This window comes from Halobacillus amylolyticus (assembly GCF_022921115.1).
GTDB classification, from domain to species: Bacteria; Bacillota; Bacilli; order Bacillales; family Halobacillaceae; genus Halobacillus_A; species Halobacillus_A amylolyticus.
In genome coordinates this window covers 1,569,884-1,585,169 of record NZ_CP095075.1, presented here as the reverse complement: position 1 = coordinate 1,585,169, position 15,286 = coordinate 1,569,884, and the positions used below count along the sequence as shown (strand labels likewise).

Genomic DNA, 15,286 nt, shown 5'->3' with positions numbered 1-15,286 from the left:
TGAGAGGAGAAAAGGTATGAACTTTGATTATACGGATAAAGTGAAAAGCTATCAAAAGAAACTGAAGGACTTTATGGATGAATATGTTTATCCTATGAACAAGTTTTGAAGAGCAGCTGAACGCTCAGGAATCAGGGTGGTCTGAGGCCCCTTCCATAGTCGAGGAATTGAAAAAAGCAAAGGACCAGGGGCTGTAGAATTTGTTTCATCCTGATGATACATATGGAGCCGGATTAACGAACTTAGAGTATGCTGCCCTTTGTGAAATTATGGGGCGCTCACTGATTGCTCCTGAAATATTTAATTGCAAGTTTTGATACAGGAAATATGAAAGTACTGACACGTTATGGGACAGAGCAGCAAAAGGAAAGATGTCTGAAGCCGCTTTTGAATGGGGAGATTCGCTTATGTTTTTCGATGATGGAACATGATGTTGCTTCCTCCGACGCAACGAATATCCAGATAAGGATTGAACGTGATGGAGATGAGTACGTCATTAATGGACGTAAATGGTCCTCAGGGGTGGGAGATCCTCGATGTGAGATTGCTATCTTCATTGGAAAAATAGATCCTGAGGCAGCAAGACATGAGCAGCAGTCTATGATTCTTGTCCCATTGGATACACCGGGTGTTTCCGTCAAACGATTATTTCCGGTTTTTGGCTATGACGACGCTCCACATGGACATGGGGAGGTCGATTTTGAAAATGTTCGTGTACCTGTTTCCAATATTATTTGGGATGAGAGGAAGGGGTTTGTGATTGCTCAAGGAAGGCTACTAGGACCAGGGAGAATTCACGACTGTATGCGTCTAATAGGTGCAGCAGAGAGGGCTCTTGACGATTTGTGTAAGCGCGTTCAAACTAGAGCCGCATTCCACAAGCCGTTAGCTGATCAAGGCGTCGTTCAGGAATGGATTGCTGACTCCCGTATTGAACTAGAACAAGCACGGCTGCTTACACTTAAGGCAGCGTACATGATGGATACGGTCGGTGATAAAAAAGCGAAAACGGAAATCGCGATGGATTAAGGCTGTAGCACCTAATATGGCGCTGAGAGTAATCGATCGTGCGATTCAAGCACATGGTGCAGCAGGTGGTAGTGATGACTTCACTCTAGCCGCCCAATGGGCAAATTCAAGGACACTAAGGTTAGCGGATGGTCCAGATGAGGTTCACAGAAGACAAGTGGCTAAGCTTGAGTTAACTAAATATAAGGAGTGAGAACAATGCACGTGAAAGAGTTGTTTGATCTTACTGGCAAAACGGCGATTGTGACTGGAGGCGGACGCGGCCTTGGTGAACAAATCGCGGAAGGGCTGGCCGAGGCTGGTGCTAACGTCGTGTTGTGTTCGCGAAAAAAGCAAGCTTGCGTTGAGGTGGCAGACCGTCTTAAAAAAGATCTTGGTGTAAGGACACTGGCCCTTGCCTGCGATGTGACCAACCCTGAGGATATACAACATATTGTTGATCGTACAGTTGAGGAGTTTGGTTCCATTGATATTCTCGTCAACAATAGTGGAGCATCATGGGGGGCTCCAACACTTGAGATGCCTCTTGAGGCTTTTCAAAAGGTTATGAATGTCAATGTAACAGGAACCTTCCTAATGTCGCAAAAAGTGGGGGAGGTAATGGTGAAGCAAGAGTCTGGAAAGATCATTAACATCGCGTCTGTAGCCGGTCTTGGTGGTACTGATCCTGAGTTCATGGATACGGTCGGATACAATGCTAGCAAAGGCGCTGTCATTACATTCACGAAAGATTTGGCAGTAAAGTGGGGACCGAAAAATATTCAGGTGAATGCGCTAGCCCCTGGATTCTTTCCAACGAAAATGTCTAAAGGCTTGCTTGAACAGGGTGGGGATTTGATTCTTGATCGGACGCCTTCCGGCCGTTTTGGGACAGAGGAAGACTTAAAAGGAGCTGCTTTGTTCCTAGCTTCTAGAGCTTCAAACTATGTAACAGGCGACGTATTAGTCGTAGACGGTGGGATGCATGCTTCCTGTTAAATTGAGAAAAGTTTTTATTGAAAAATGTTTTTTATAAGGAACAGAGGAGGAATAAAATGACGGTTAAACACGTAACGGTTATTGGGGCAGGTTCAATGGGGCATCAAATTGCGATGCTTAGTGCGTTAGCTGGATTTCAAACGAGTGTACAAGACATGAGTCAAGATTCACTTGATCAGGCGAAAAAGAAATTGACTGAAATTATGCAGAGATGGGTCCAAAAAGAGAAAATCACCGCTAGGTCGCGGGATGAGGCCTTTGAGCGCATCATGTTTACGACCGATTTGAAAGAAGCAGCAAGTGAAGCGGATCTTGTCATTGAAGCTGTTGTTGAAAAGTTAAAGGTGAAGCGTGAAGTGTTCGCGCGCGTCGATGAAATTGCGCCGAAACATGCGGTGCTTGCCACAAATTCATCAACAATAGTCAGCTCCTTAATCGCTGATGCTACGTCTCGGCCTGAGAAAGTCTGCAACATGCACTTCTTCTTCCCGCCGCTTGTAATGGATTGTGTGGAAGTCGTTAAAGGGGACCATACCTCTGAAGAAGCAGCTGTGCTGGCTATGGACGTATGTGAACAAATGAATCGTACAGCCGTTCTTTTACAAAAAGAAATTTCCGGTTTTATTGCGAATCGAATCCTATTTGCAATCCAGAAGGAAGCGATGGCTTTATATGAGGGAGGATATGCTGACTTCAAAGATATTGACAAAATTACCCGTAAGGCTTTAAGTCATCCGATTGGGCCATTTGAATTGATGGATCTATCAGGCATTGATGTTGGCTATTATGTGATGCAACAGCGCTATGCAGAAACAGGTGACCCTGAGGATAAACCGTCAGAAACACTTGTGAAAAAAGTGGAGGCAGGGGAGTTTGGCAGGAAGACGGGCAAAGGCTTTTATACGTACAACAACAAAGTGAAGAGCAGATAAGGGGCGATGAAGATGCATCAGATTGAAATATGGGTACGATTTTGTGAAACCGATTTACTAGGACATGTGAATAATAACAACTTTTTTGTCTATATGGAGGATGCGAGAATTCGTTTTTTTAGTGACTTAGGATTAGTAAAAGAGGATTGGAATTTTATTCTTGCCTCGATTAAGTGTGACTTTTTAAAACAGGTTTATTTTAACCAAACCCTTGTCATTAAGAGTGGTGTAACTAAGGTTGGCAATTCAAGCTTTCATTTGGAGCAGGAAATGTATGAAAAGGATTCAGGAGAGCTCGTAGCTAAAGGATCCAGTGTGATCGTCCAGTTTGATTTTGCTCAGCAAAAGAGTGCTCCCTTGACAGGTGATATGAGAAAGCAGCTGGAAACTTATCAGTTGGCAGCTAATTAGGAGGTGTCCTTATCGTACAAACGAAAGATACGCGTGAAGTTCGTAAAGGGGAAGAGTTAGATGTAGGCAAAATCGAACCTTTTTTACGTAATGAGGTTGCTAATTTACCAGACGAAGAACTCGAAGTAAGACAATTTGGGGCAGGGCATTCAAATTTAACCTATGAGCTCACCATCGGAGACTGGGAAGCCGTATTACGGCGTCCGCCAATGGGGCCCGTTGCACCAAAAGCCCATGATATGGAACGTGAATATCAGGTTCTCAAAGCGATTCATCCAGTATTTCCGCTAGCTCCAAAGCCATATGTATTTGAAAAAGGCGACCTGCTTGGACGGCCCTTTTTTGTTATGGAACGGCGCCATGGACTGACTTTTGACACCAAATTTCCGGATGGGATAGAACAGACGGCTGAATTAGGTAGAACCCTTTCTGACACCATGGTTGATCGATTGGTTGAATTGCATGCTATCGATTATACAACCACCGACCTTAAAAATATGGTGAAGCCTGAAGGGTTTATGGAGCGGCAAATTCACGGATGGATTAAGCGTTATGAGAAAGCACGAACAGATGATGTTGTCAGTGGCGAACGATTGAAAAAATGGTTGGTGGACCATATTCCCGTCTCTGATCAAGCATCAATTATTCATTATGACTACAAATTAAACAATGCGATGTTTGATGAACAGGCAAATATGGTTGGGTTATTTGATTGGGAAATGACTACAGTGGGTGACCCGCTTGCCGACCTCGGAGCAGCGATGAGCTATTGGATTGAAAAGGATGACCCTGAACTTCTAAAAACAGGACTTGGTAAAAAACCGCTCACCGTTTATGAGGGATTTTATACGCGTGATGAATTTATTGAAGCATATGCGGCTAGAAGCGGCCGTGATCTTACAAATATCAATGTGTATGTGACCTTTGCCTACTTCAAACTAGCCGGAATCATTCAACAAATTTATTACCGCTACAAAAATGGACAAACAAATGACCCGCGGTTTGCCAGTATGAACGTGTTTGTCAATAATTTAATAAAACATGCAGAAGAAACGGCTGGGTTGTAAGTATGAGCGATATTCAAGTTATTTTTAAAAAGGAAGACATTCAACCAGACCTGATGAAAGGCAAAGTAGCCGTTGTCTTTGATGTCCTGTTTGCGACATCTACGATCACAGCTGCCCTTGCTGATGGAGCTGCTTCGGTCATTGCTGTATATGATCAAGCGCAGGCTCGTGAAAAAGCGAAATCGTTACATGAGCCTTATGTGTTGGCAGGTGAAGACAAGGGAAGGACGATCGACGGCTTCGAGCATCCCTTGCGCAGCTTTTTACAGCCTATTGTAGCAGGAAAACATCTCGTTTTATCGACTACAAATGGCACGGTCGCCCTCAATCGTTCAAGTCAGGCTGATGCATTATACGCCTCTTCTCTATTAAACAATCAGGCAATGGCACAACACTTAGCAAACGAGCATAAAGACGATACGATCGTTCTCGTTTGTTCAGGTACGAGTGGACATTATACAATGGAGGATTTCTATGGGGCAGGTAGTTTGGTTTCTTTTCTAGTAGAAGAAGGAGATTTTGAGCTATCAGATGCGGCGAGAACCGCGTTACTATTCTATCAGGGATGTGCAGCTCCGTTTGAAACACTCCGCACCACTAGAATTGGGCAGACCCTTGTTGATTTAGGCATGGATGAAAAAGAAATTCAATTTATAGCACAGGAAGGCTTGTTATCTACGATAGCAAAATATGACCCGGAAAGCGGACAAATTAAGGGGGTACAGTGAATGTATTCTGTTGAACACAGTGTCAAAGGTGGAGACTTTTTAATTACGGATATAGCACTGGAAACGGTGTTTACACCTGAAGATCGAAGTGAAGAGCATAAGATGATTGCTGACACGGCTCGACAATTTATTTCCCGGGAAATACACCCGTATAGAAAGGAGCTGGAAGCAGGGAATTTTCCATTAGTAGCTGAAAAAATGAGGAAGGCTGGCGAGTTGGGGCTGTTAAGTCATAGCATTCCTGAAGCCTATGGCGGCCTTGGTCTTGATAAAATCAGTAAAGGAATTGTCGGTGAATCCCTAGGAAACGCAAGTGGCTACAGTGTCGCACATTCAAATCATACCTGTATTGCGACATTGCCGATAACGTATTTTGGCACCGAAGAACAAAAACAAAGATACCTTCCAAAGCTTGCGAGTGGTGAATATATTGGAGCCTATTGCCTAACTGAACCAGAAGCGGGATCTGATGCCTTGTCAGCCAAAACGACGGCCAAGTTAAACGAAGCAGGCACTCATTATATTTTAAATGGTACGAAAATTTACATTACCAATGCCTCTTTTGCAGATACATTCATTGTTTATGCAAAAGTGGACGGGGAACATTTTAGTGCCTTTATTGTGGAACGTAACTTTAAAGGACTGTCGATTGGATCAGAAGAAGACAAAATGGGTATCAAAGGGTCATCTACATGTTCCGTTGTTTTAGAAGACTGCGAAGTTCCTGCTGGCAATCTGCTTGGTGAAGTTGGAAAAGGACATCTAATCGCCCTAAACGTGCTTAATCTTGGCCGCTTCAATCTTGGATTTGCTACAACAGGGGCAGCAAAATTTTGTTTTCAATTAGCACTAGAACACACGAGTGAACGAAAACAATTTGGCCGCACAATTGCCGACTTCAATGCAAGCAAAGAAAAATTCGCCCATATGGCCGCAAAACTGTATGCAACCGAATCCTTACTTTATCGTACAGCAGGCCATATCGAATCAGCACTAGCAGAACATAGTGATTCCTCCGATCACAAAGCGATTGCTAAGGCCATGAACGAGCATGCCCTGGAGTCTGCCATTTTTAAGATCACTGGATCCGAAACACTAGACGAAATCGCAGACGAGTCGTTACAACTCCACGGCGGCGCTGGCTTTATTAAAGAATATCCGATTGAGCAAGCGTATCGCGACGCGCGCATCAACCGTATCTTTGAAGGTACGAACGAAATCAATCGACTGTTGATCCCTGGAACCTTTTTCAAAAAAGCCGCAAAAGCCGAGTTTGATGCAGGAACGTTAATGGAGAAAGCTGAACATTCGCTGAAGAATGGTGAATTCATGAATGTTGAAGGGCCTCTAGGAAAATTGCAAGAAGCCGTAGCTCTGTTCAAAGATCTGTACCTCGTTTGTGCTGGCGCTGCTTATCGAGTGTATGGAAACGCAATCCAATCAGAGCAAGAAACGCTGATGAAGCTGGCCGACCTTGCGATTGCGATCTATGCAAGCGAATCAGCCGTGCTCCGCACTATTAAAGCTATTCAGGTATCTGATAAAGAAATAGATTTGAAAACTCAGCTCGCGTATACGGTTGTCGAAGAGGCGACAGGGGATGTTCATCAGGCATCAACCTCTCTCCTTTCTAACCTCCTTACGGGGGAAGAGCGAAGAAAGGCACTGATGAATGTAGCGGGTTTGCTAAGCAGCTATCGATGGGAAGACACGATTGAGCGAAATCGTGCCATTGCTGATGTTATGATTGAGAAAAAGCATTATATATCTTAATAAGGAGCTGATCGTTTTGCAAAATTTGAGTAATGATCATTTAAGTGTATCGTTGAATGGGCCGGTGCTTTCGTGTGTGTTAAATAGACCTGATAGTTTGAATGCGTTTTCTGATCAAATGATTACTGGGCTGCAGGAAGCACTTAGTGAAGCGGAACATAATGCGGAGGTCAAGGTTGTTGTATTGTCTGGTGCCGGACGTTCTTTCTCAGCAGGCGGCGATGTCAAAAACATGGGCAAGGCGACAGCGAATGACCTTTATGAGCATGTTGGGGAGTTGAACAAACTTATCCTTATGATAAAGGACCTGGCAAAGCCTGTTGTTGCGGTCGTACATGGCTATGCAGCGGGAGCAGGATTTAATTTGGCGCTGGCTTGTGATCAAATCATCGCAGCTGAAGAGAGTAAGTTCGTATTAAGCTTTGCTCAGGTAGGACTTGTTTCAGATGGAGGTGGACATTACTTTTTAGCAAAAATTCTTGGTCCTTACCGTGCGAAGGAACTTTTATTTAGAGCTGAGCCTATCCCAGTAGAAACGGCAGTGGAATGGGGATTGGTTAATCGTGTCATGCCACTGACTGATTTGGAAGAGGGAGCGATGAATTACGCTTTGGAGTTAGCTAAAGGACCGGTACAGGCGCTTGGGATGATGAAAAAGCTTGTTGATCAAGCCGATCAATCGGACTTAGCGACGATCCTCGAACAAGAGCGATTGACGCAAACGATGATGGCACAAACAGACGATCATAAAGAAGGGATCCAGGCTTTCAAGGATAAGCGTAAGCCTGTCTTTGTAGGAAGGTAAGGTGATTTCAATGAAGGTTGTTCAATTTACAGAATATGGAGGACCTGAGGTGTTACAAAGGGCTGAGGTGGAACAACCGAAGCCAGGATCCGGTGAAGTTCTGATCAAGGTAACCGCCATTGGTGTGAACTATGCAGACACAGCTAGGCGCCAGGGTGCCTATGTGATACCAACTCCCCTTCCTTTCATTCCAGGAGCTGAAGTGGCTGGGATAGTCGAAGAAGTGGGCGAAGGTGTCGACCATTTTCAAGTTGGCGAACGAATTGTTACGCTGATTGGATCAGGTGGATACGCGGAATATGTTGTAGCCAAGGCCAATGCACTTATTCCATTACCCGATGATTTTGACGATGAAACGGCTGCAGCTCTCCCATTGCAGGGGTTGACTGCCTACCACCTGTTAACGACGATGGGCCGTCTTGAAAAAGGTGAAACCGTATTGGTGCACGCTGGTGCTGGAGGTGTAGGATCGCTAGCCGTTCAGCTGGCGAAACATTTTGGTGCTGGAAAGGTTATTGCCACGGCGAGTACAGAAGAAAAGCTGACTGCTGCTAAAGAATTAGGGGCAGATTATGGCGTTAATTATACGAAAGCGGACTGGTCTGATGAAATAATGAAAGTGACTGAAGGTAAGGGAGTAGATGTAGCCCTTGAAATGGCAGGCGGGGATATTTTTCACGAAACGATTCATTGTATGCGGTCGTTTGGCCGTGTTGTCGTGTATGGGGTCGCAAGCGGCAGCCCAGCCGAAATGTATCCCTCAGGACTTATGAATCGTAACTTATCAGTAATCGGCTTCTTCTTACCTCAGATCATGAAGAAACCAATCTTGTTTGAGAAGAGCTTGGAAGAATTGCTTCACTTAGTCAACAATGGAACGTTAAAGGTGACGATTGGCGGTGTGTACAATTTAGATGATGCTGCACAAGTACATGAATCGCTGCAAGCAAGAAAAACGCAGGGGAAGTTGATTTTAAAACCTTAATTTTAAAATTTAGTCTATAATGATGGCTTTTTGCTGTCAATGAATTCTACAAACAAAGAGGGGCCCTCACATGCTGGAGGGCCCTTCTTTTGGCTGTTACTTATTCATATACTCATCAACTTCCCACTGACTAACTTGGAGAGAGTAGGTGTTCCATTCCTGTTCCTTTTCTTCAAGATAAATCTTTGAAGTATGCTCGCCTAATGCTTCCATCAGTACTTCATCCTTCTTTAATGCTTTAAGGGCTTCTTTTAAATTAGTTGGAAGGGTAGGGACGCTATCATCGCTGACCTCGTAAAGGTTACGTGTTTCTGCCTCTCCTGGATCCATATTTTTACGAATACCTTCAAGTCCTGCTTGAATAAGCACGGCTAGAGTTAAATATGGATTCGCTGTTGGATCAGGGTGACGAACCTCAAATCTAGTCCCCATCCCACGTGTCATGGGAACACGGATCATGCAGCTGCGATTAGAGTGCGACCAGGCCACACTTACCGGAGCTTCATAACCAGGAACAAGTCGTTTATAGGAATTTACATTCGGATTCGTAATGGCGGCGATTCCATTCGCATGGTGAAGGATGCCTGCCATAAAGTGTTTCATTGTATCAGAAATTTCATCTTCAGAATGCTGATCATAGAAGGCACTGTCGCCATCAGCAAACAAGGAAAGGTGGCAGTGCATACCTGACCCATTCCCGCCTGTAATAGGTTTCGGCATAAAGGTTGCGTGATAATCATGATTTGTAGCTACATCCTTTACAACGTTTTTAAACGTTTGAATGTTGTCTGCCGTTTTTAACATATCATCGAAGCGAAAGTTAATCTCATGCTGCCCCTCAGCGACTTCATGGTGAGAAGCCTCCATTTCAAAGCCGAACTTTTTAAGAGTGCGGACAATATCCCGGCGCACTTTATCGCCTTTATCTTTTGGAGAAGCATCGAAGTATCCCGCACGGTCATTCATTTTACGAACAGGGTAGCCCTCTTCATTCAATTTGAACAAAAAGAATTCTGGCTCTGGTCCGACATTTACTGTATAGCCCAAATCCTTGGCTTCTTTCATTGCCCTCTTCAATATATATCTAGGATCTCCATCAAACGGCTCACCATCTGGTGTGTAAATATCACAAATAAAGCGCGCGATACAATCCTCATCTACATTATTAGGTAGTACTTTAAATGTATCCAAATCAGGAACTAGAAACATGTCACTCTCCTGTATTTCTGAAAAACCTGAAATGGAAGAACTGTCGAACATGGCTTCATCATTTAGTACACTATCGATTTCCTCAATCGGAAGTTCCACATTTTTCGTATCGCCTAGCATATCAGTAAACTCTAGTCGAATAAATTCTACCTTTTCATCATTAACAATCTGTTTGATATTCTCTTTCGTGTAGTTCATTAATTAATTTCTCCTCACCTTTGTGGTAATTTTCTGTCAATGTACTTGTAACTTTACTTAGATTAAGTTTCCCATCTCATATTACTATTAAACCATGGAATATTATGGGGAAACGATTCTTTTGGTGATTTAGAAAACTGTATAGATTAATAAAAATTCCATAGACTATTTTTAATCTCATTCAAATGAAGCTAAGAAATTGTATAACTTTTGGAAAAGGGAGTAAGGGAGGTCTAACCTTGGAAAACGGTCATCACCCAAAATTAACTTCAGCTGAAATTTCAAATCTTTGGACAACGTTTCTTGCTAGTACAATGATTAAATGCGGCTTAACACATTTTCTATCCACGGTTAAGGATCCAGACATTCACTCGGTTTTAGAATATACTTTGGAATTTATCGAAAAACGAATACAAACGATTACACGAATCTTTCAGGAAGAAAATTATCCGGTTCCGGTAGGGTTTACAGATGACGACGTCAACACAGAAGCACCACCTTTGTTTTCCGATACTTTGATTTTACTGTACATGTTGAATATGGGAAGATTTAGTGTGACGGGGGAAAGCATGCTGTATGGTGTTTCAGCACGAGATGACATAGCGGAGTTTTACTCTCAATGCTTGGAGGAAATGAAGGAACTTACAAACAGAGCAAGAAAGGTTGCTTTAGATAAAGGAGTATTATTACGCCATCCCTCTCTCCCGTCACCGCAACGTGTAGATTTCGTGAAAAAACAAAGTTTTCTGACAGGATGGCTTGGAGAACGTCGTCCCTTACTTGGTATTGAGATTACAAATCTCGTTTATAATGCTGAAAGAAATGCACTTGGAGAAGCTGTTATTGTTGGATTTAGTCAAGCTGTGGAATCTAAGGAAATTGCTAAATACATGAAGAAGGGTAAACAAATCTCTGCGAAACATTTTAAGATTTTTAGTTCAGTATTACACGAAGAAAACCTTTCATCAGCTAAAAATTTAACCTCAGAAGTGACAGACTCTACCGTTGCCCCTTTTTCAGATAAACTTATGATGTTTCATATTAGTGGACTGGTCGCTTCAGGTATTGCACAATACGGGGCTTCTATGTCGACGAGCCCGAGGCGTGATTTAGGGTTGATGTACACACGGCTGACACCTGAGATTGCCATGTACGCGGAAGATGGGGCTAATATAATGATTGAGAATGGTTGGATGGAGCAACCACCGCAAGCTGCCGACAGAGGAGAATTGGTAAAGAAAAAATAATAGAAAAGTGATGCCTTCTAACTTTATAATATCCCTCTCTAGAAGACAGCTCAGGGGAGAAGAATGTTTATTTTTCCTCTGGCTGCGGTAAATAGTATAAAAAGATGTGTAAAGGAGTGGGAGAAATGCCTTGGGATACTACAGACTACCCGAGCTCATTAAAAAGTTTAGATCAGGTTGTTAGAAAGAAAGCGATCGATATAGCAAATGCAATGATTGACGAGGGATATGATGAAGGTCGTGCGATTCCAATTGCCACAGAGCAAGCGAAGGAATGGTATGAGAATGCAACTCAAGATGAAATAAAGGAAATGAAGAATAAAAGTGATCAAGATTTACGGAACAGAGGGGAAGGAAATGATTATCCTAGCCGCCCGGAGCTATTAGATAAAGGGGAGCACGTTGTGTCTCATGAAAACGGCTGGGCTGTCCAAGCAGAGGACGCGAAGCAGCCTTCTGATGTGTTCAATAAGAAACAGTTTGCTGTAGAACGGGCCAAAGAAGTGGCAAAAAATAAAGGTACAAAAATAATCATTCATAAAAAGGACGGGAGCATTCAAGAACAAACCTCTTATAATGAGTGACCACGTGGAGAATATGAACCCAACTATTGCTTCTGCTATTCAAAGGATACATGATATGATAGGTTGAAGAATAGTTTGGAGGTTAAAAAGATGAACGGACAACAACGTAAAGATGTTAAACCTGGTCTAGAGGTTGATATTGTTTTGAAGAAAGATCAACGTAGTGGACATTTAACTAGAGGTGTTGTGAAGGATTTACTAACGAAATCGCCTAGTCATCCACACGGCATTAAAGTACGGCTTGCTGATGGGCAAGTAGGAAGAGTAAAGCATATATATGAAAAATAGAAAAATGCCCCGTATCTTTTTTGCAGAAGGATACAGGGCGTTTTCTATTATTACATCTGTGATTTAGCAAAATCCTCGTATGGGATTTCAACAGTAAAGAAATCGCCATCCTGATCTTCTGTGGCAGCAATGATTGTATAGTTTTCACCAAAAATTTTCTTCATCGCAAAATCACCGCTGTCAAATGGCTGTCCAAGGGAGAAGCCCGTATTTAAGATGGTATGTCGGTTTTCTTCTGATAGGTTGGCGATTTCCTTCAAGATAACCATTGGTCGGAAGTTGAGAATATCGTAACTATCCTCAATTTGATCACAATCTACTTCTACTGTGACCAACTTTGAAGCTGCTCCTAACATTTCCTCTATAAGTTCCTTAAATTCACTCAGATCTAATAAGTAATGTACATCTTCTGGTACAAGTTTATTTAGGTATTTATAATTAGACATTATTTTCCTCCTTTAATTCATAAGGATATATTACCATATAAACAATTAAATAAACACTTAAAAATTGGAAAAGCGGGACAGACCGTCGTCTGACCCGCTTTATTACGATAAGAAAGCTATGTTTTAAGCTTTCTACCATTATCGGACTAATGAAAAAAATAATTTTCGTTGATTGCTTGCGTTTCCATTGCAAGTTGTTATGAACCCATATTGCCGCGGTCCATTCTACATGGTAGTTTTTATCAACTTAAACGACGCAATCCCTACCTCTATTGCATCCTTACAGCTCCGAAGCTGATCCAGTGTGATTAAGTCGTGATAAAACGTAGCAGAATGCCAGTTTCATACACATCACTCTTTCATTGTTCCGAGTTACCTTTAGCGAAGGCACTAATATAAAATTATAATACGGTTTATGTGATTTGTCAATATGGATTTCTGCTTTTAAAAACTACAATATTTAATTTACCCTAGTTTAACAATCGTACGTCCACGAGTTTTACCTTCTAAGATACTTGTTAATGTTCCAGGCACTTGATCTAACAAAATTTCAACTTTTATTTTTTCAAATGCATCGGTTGTTTTTAAATCGTCAGCCAGACGAGACCAAATTTCCTTCCTTGTTTCCATCGGACAGTAGACAGAATCAATCCCTAAGAGATTTATACCCCGAAGGATAAATGGATAAACCTGTGTTGGTACATCTGTTCCAGCAGTAAGCCCGCTTACTGCTGCAGCACCTTCGTATTTTAACTGTGAGAGAAGGGAGGCAAGCTGTTTCCCGCCAACAGGGTCGATGGCAGCAGCCCAGCGTTGTTTGCCAAGTGCTTTAAGTTTTCCATCATACACATCCACGCGTGAAATCACGCGTGCAGCCCCTAAATCTAATAGATAGTCTTTATGTTCTTCACTTCCTGTACTTGCTTCCACTTCATAACCGCGCTTAGCGAGCATAGCTACTGCCATGCTACCGACTCCCCCGGTAGCACCTGTAACTAAAACAGGACCGTCCTCTGGAGTCAATCCGTTTTTTTCTAACTTATGCACAGATAATGCTGCGGTAAAGCCTGCTGTTCCATAAATCATCGATTCCTCAAGTGTCAATCCATCTGGCAGAGGAACAACCCAATCGCCAGGTACTGAAGCATATTCACTAAAACCGCCGTGGTGGGATACACCTATTTCATAGCTAGTAGCGATAACAGCATCGCCCTCTTGGAAACGGTCATCCTTTGAGTGGACAATGATTCCGGCTAAATCAATCCCTGGGATAATGGGATAATCCTTCACCATCGGGTTGCCGGGTGTTGAAATCATTCCATCTTTATAGTTCACACTTGAGTAATGAACTTGAATGAGAACATCACTTGCAGGTAGATCCTCTGTGGATATGGTTTTTATCTCAGCATTCATTTTGCCATTTTTGGTTTGATCAATATAGTACGCTTTAAATTCAGTCAAAAAAGATCACCTCATTTATTTTCTAAATCTTCGTCATACTTTTCTTCAGAGGAAGAATTATTTTTTGATTTCTCTCCTCGTTTGGCATCACGTTCATCTTGTTTGAGTTCTTCTTCAGGGATGTCGTCATCTATAAGATGTTCCTTTTTTACTTTCTCGTCGAAATTTTCGTTGTCTTGGTCAGTTCTTTTATTACGCGCAGGCATTTTTCCACCTCCATGACTTTTATATACCTTTTTTCTTTAATTGTTAAACCGAAAAAAAGATCGACCGTTTAAAAACAGTTGATCGTCAGGATTCTTTCTATCTTGGTGGAGGGTTTACGTTTTAATAGCTTCACGTGTCAGCTCTCCTCTAAGGCATTTCTGTCTCTTGTTATATCATGAGGGAGACTTCCCTTAATATCGGTGCTTATTACACAAGAGAAATCGTTTAACTTTACACAACTGCTTTGATAGTAAGATCTTTTTAGGTTTAATGAATCCGTCCCTGAATTTGTATTCATCATTAGAATGATCGGTACCTATTTCGAATAGGTTGTCTTTCACTTGCTGCTTTATGTACTTTCTGAAAGGAAATGACTTGTATTTCTTCGGATGATAGATAGACTTTGAATGCAAATAGGGATAGTCGTACAATGGACCTTCGTATATTTTAATGAGTTGAATGTGATGGCGGAAGTCTTCAGGTGTTACCAGTGCGCTGGCTTTTGAGAAAAGCGGTACCCCTGAACGATGAAGCACTTCGGCAACGAATTGTGAGCAAAAGTAACTTGCGGGGATGGTAAGAGGCTTGTTGACGGGCACACCTAGTAAGCCGATATAATTGTACAAATAAGTCTTATGATTTTTCGCAAAGGCTTTGATGATCCGTTCAAGCTTTTGATAGTTCCTCTTAGGCAGTGTTAGTCTATACACTGCACAAGTAGAGTAGGGGTACCAGCTGAATGTTCCGTTAATGAGATTCTCTTGTACAAAACCTCCCCAGAATGGATTGGTGGGTTTCTTTCTGCCAAAGCTGTACATTCGCTTCATGCCTTTGTCTAATGATAAAGAAGCATGATTGTATGGGGCATACGTAAAGGTTTTAATTGCACGATTAGCAACAGAGCCCGTGTTGCTAACTATTATATAAACGAACTTCAT

At 42.3% G+C, this 15,286-nt stretch carries 16 protein-coding genes and 1 pseudogene; 12 read left to right on the top strand and 5 right to left on the bottom strand.

The features are described 5' to 3' along the window. Window positions 1-16: 16 nt before the first annotated feature. The 9 genes and pseudogenes from MUO15_RS08345 (at window position 17) to MUO15_RS08305 (ending at window position 8,708) form a co-directional block, all read left to right on the top strand. Window positions 17-1,222: pseudogene (locus MUO15_RS08345) on the top strand (acyl-CoA dehydrogenase family protein). Between the two features lie 5 nt (window positions 1,223-1,227). Continuing rightward, entirely contained in the window at window positions 1,228-2,007 is a 780-nt protein-coding gene (locus MUO15_RS08340) for an SDR family oxidoreductase (protein ID WP_245035096.1), read from the top strand. 56 nt (window positions 2,008-2,063) lie between these two features. Then, window positions 2,064-2,939 carry a 3-hydroxyacyl-CoA dehydrogenase family protein gene (locus MUO15_RS08335; RefSeq protein ID WP_245035094.1) on the top strand — a complete coding sequence of 292 codons (876 nt, stop codon included), beginning with the start codon at window positions 2,064-2,066 and terminating at the stop codon, window positions 2,937-2,939. A gap of 12 nt (window positions 2,940-2,951) precedes the next feature. Next, on the top strand, window positions 2,952-3,350 hold the full coding sequence (locus tag MUO15_RS08330) for an acyl-CoA thioesterase (protein WP_245035092.1): 399 nt from the start codon (window positions 2,952-2,954) through the stop codon (window positions 3,348-3,350). Window positions 3,351-3,361: 11 nt separating this feature from the next. Then, window positions 3,362-4,417 (top strand): phosphotransferase family protein, encoded by a 1,056-nt coding sequence (locus MUO15_RS08325; protein ID WP_245035918.1) that lies wholly within the window; start codon window positions 3,362-3,364, stop codon window positions 4,415-4,417. 2 nt (window positions 4,418-4,419) lie between these two features. Beyond that, window positions 4,420-5,145 (top strand): 2-phosphosulfolactate phosphatase, encoded by a 726-nt coding sequence (locus tag MUO15_RS08320; RefSeq protein WP_245035090.1) that lies wholly within the window; start codon window positions 4,420-4,422, stop codon window positions 5,143-5,145. Continuing rightward, on the top strand, window positions 5,146-6,918 hold the full coding sequence (locus MUO15_RS08315) for an acyl-CoA dehydrogenase family protein (protein ID WP_245035089.1): 1,773 nt from the start codon (window positions 5,146-5,148) through the stop codon (window positions 6,916-6,918). Between the two features lie 25 nt (window positions 6,919-6,943). Continuing rightward, window positions 6,944-7,723: an enoyl-CoA hydratase/isomerase family protein gene (locus MUO15_RS08310; RefSeq protein WP_245035916.1), complete on the top strand. Its 780-nt coding sequence runs from the start codon at window positions 6,944-6,946 to the stop codon at window positions 7,721-7,723. Window positions 7,724-7,733: 10 nt separating this feature from the next. Next, a complete protein-coding gene (locus tag MUO15_RS08305) occupies window positions 7,734-8,708 on the top strand; it encodes a quinone oxidoreductase family protein (protein WP_245035088.1) in 975 nt (324 codons plus the stop codon). A 96-nt stretch (window positions 8,709-8,804) separates the two neighbouring features. Here MUO15_RS08305 and glnA read toward each other — a convergent pair whose 3' ends face one another. Beyond that, window positions 8,805-10,115: a type I glutamate--ammonia ligase gene (gene glnA, locus MUO15_RS08300; protein WP_245035087.1), complete on the bottom strand. Its 1,311-nt coding sequence runs from the start codon at window positions 10,113-10,115 to the stop codon at window positions 8,805-8,807. A gap of 239 nt (window positions 10,116-10,354) precedes the next feature. On the opposite strand from glnA, the gene MUO15_RS08295 reads away from it, so the two are divergent. The 3 genes from MUO15_RS08295 (at window position 10,355) to MUO15_RS08285 (ending at window position 12,234) form a co-directional block, all read left to right on the top strand. Then, a complete protein-coding gene (locus tag MUO15_RS08295; protein WP_245035086.1) occupies window positions 10,355-11,362 on the top strand; it encodes a DUF3231 family protein in 1,008 nt (335 codons plus the stop codon). 125 nt (window positions 11,363-11,487) lie between these two features. Next, entirely contained in the window at window positions 11,488-11,946 is a 459-nt protein-coding gene (locus MUO15_RS08290) for a DUF2188 domain-containing protein (RefSeq protein ID WP_245035085.1), read from the top strand. Between the two features lie 90 nt (window positions 11,947-12,036). Further along, the gene (locus MUO15_RS08285; RefSeq protein WP_245035084.1) at window positions 12,037-12,234 is read left to right on the top strand and encodes a YwbE family protein; all 198 of its coding nucleotides are present in this window, start codon (window positions 12,037-12,039) and stop codon (window positions 12,232-12,234) included. Between the two features lie 50 nt (window positions 12,235-12,284). Here the strand turns inward: MUO15_RS08285 and MUO15_RS08280 are convergent, their stop codons facing one another. The 4 genes from MUO15_RS08280 to MUO15_RS08265 form a co-directional block, all read right to left on the bottom strand. Continuing rightward, window positions 12,285-12,680, bottom strand: a complete 396-nt coding sequence (locus MUO15_RS08280) for a hypothetical protein (RefSeq protein WP_245035083.1) — start codon at window positions 12,678-12,680, stop codon at window positions 12,285-12,287. A gap of 465 nt (window positions 12,681-13,145) precedes the next feature. Continuing rightward, on the bottom strand, window positions 13,146-14,141 hold the full coding sequence (locus MUO15_RS08275) for an acrylyl-CoA reductase family protein (protein WP_245035082.1): 996 nt from the start codon (window positions 14,139-14,141) through the stop codon (window positions 13,146-13,148). Window positions 14,142-14,152: 11 nt separating this feature from the next. After that, window positions 14,153-14,347 carry a hypothetical protein gene (locus tag MUO15_RS08270; protein ID WP_245035081.1) on the bottom strand — a complete coding sequence of 65 codons (195 nt, stop codon included), beginning with the start codon at window positions 14,345-14,347 and terminating at the stop codon, window positions 14,153-14,155. Window positions 14,348-14,539: 192 nt separating this feature from the next. After that, the gene (locus tag MUO15_RS08265; protein WP_245035080.1) at window positions 14,540-15,286 is read right to left on the bottom strand and encodes a C40 family peptidase; all 747 of its coding nucleotides are present in this window, start codon (window positions 15,284-15,286) and stop codon (window positions 14,540-14,542) included.

Excerpts from the sequence above, each read along its gene's own strand:
- MUO15_RS08290 (WP_245035085.1), top strand. The coding sequence starts at position 11,488 with ATGCCTTGGGATACTACAGACTACCCGAGCTCATTAAAAAGTTTAGAT.
- MUO15_RS08270 (WP_245035081.1), bottom strand. The coding sequence starts at position 14,347 with ATGCCTGCGCGTAATAAAAGAACTGACCAAGACAACGAAAATTTCGAC.
- MUO15_RS08305 (WP_245035088.1), top strand. The coding sequence starts at position 7,734 with ATGAAGGTTGTTCAATTTACAGAATATGGAGGACCTGAGGTGTTACAA.
- MUO15_RS08330 (WP_245035092.1), top strand. The coding sequence starts at position 2,952 with ATGCATCAGATTGAAATATGGGTACGATTTTGTGAAACCGATTTACTA.
- MUO15_RS08265 (WP_245035080.1), bottom strand. The coding sequence starts at position 15,286 with ATGAAGTTCGTTTATATAATAGTTAGCAACACGGGCTCTGTTGCTAAT.
- glnA (WP_245035087.1), bottom strand. The coding sequence starts at position 10,115 with ATGAACTACACGAAAGAGAATATCAAACAGATTGTTAATGATGAAAAG.
- MUO15_RS08340 (WP_245035096.1), top strand. The coding sequence starts at position 1,228 with ATGCACGTGAAAGAGTTGTTTGATCTTACTGGCAAAACGGCGATTGTG.
- MUO15_RS08320 (WP_245035090.1), top strand. The coding sequence starts at position 4,420 with ATGAGCGATATTCAAGTTATTTTTAAAAAGGAAGACATTCAACCAGAC.
- MUO15_RS08335 (WP_245035094.1), top strand. The coding sequence starts at position 2,064 with ATGACGGTTAAACACGTAACGGTTATTGGGGCAGGTTCAATGGGGCAT.
- MUO15_RS08280 (WP_245035083.1), bottom strand. The coding sequence starts at position 12,680 with ATGTCTAATTATAAATACCTAAATAAACTTGTACCAGAAGATGTACAT.
- MUO15_RS08315 (WP_245035089.1), top strand. The coding sequence starts at position 5,146 with ATGTATTCTGTTGAACACAGTGTCAAAGGTGGAGACTTTTTAATTACG.
- MUO15_RS08285 (WP_245035084.1), top strand. The coding sequence starts at position 12,037 with ATGAACGGACAACAACGTAAAGATGTTAAACCTGGTCTAGAGGTTGAT.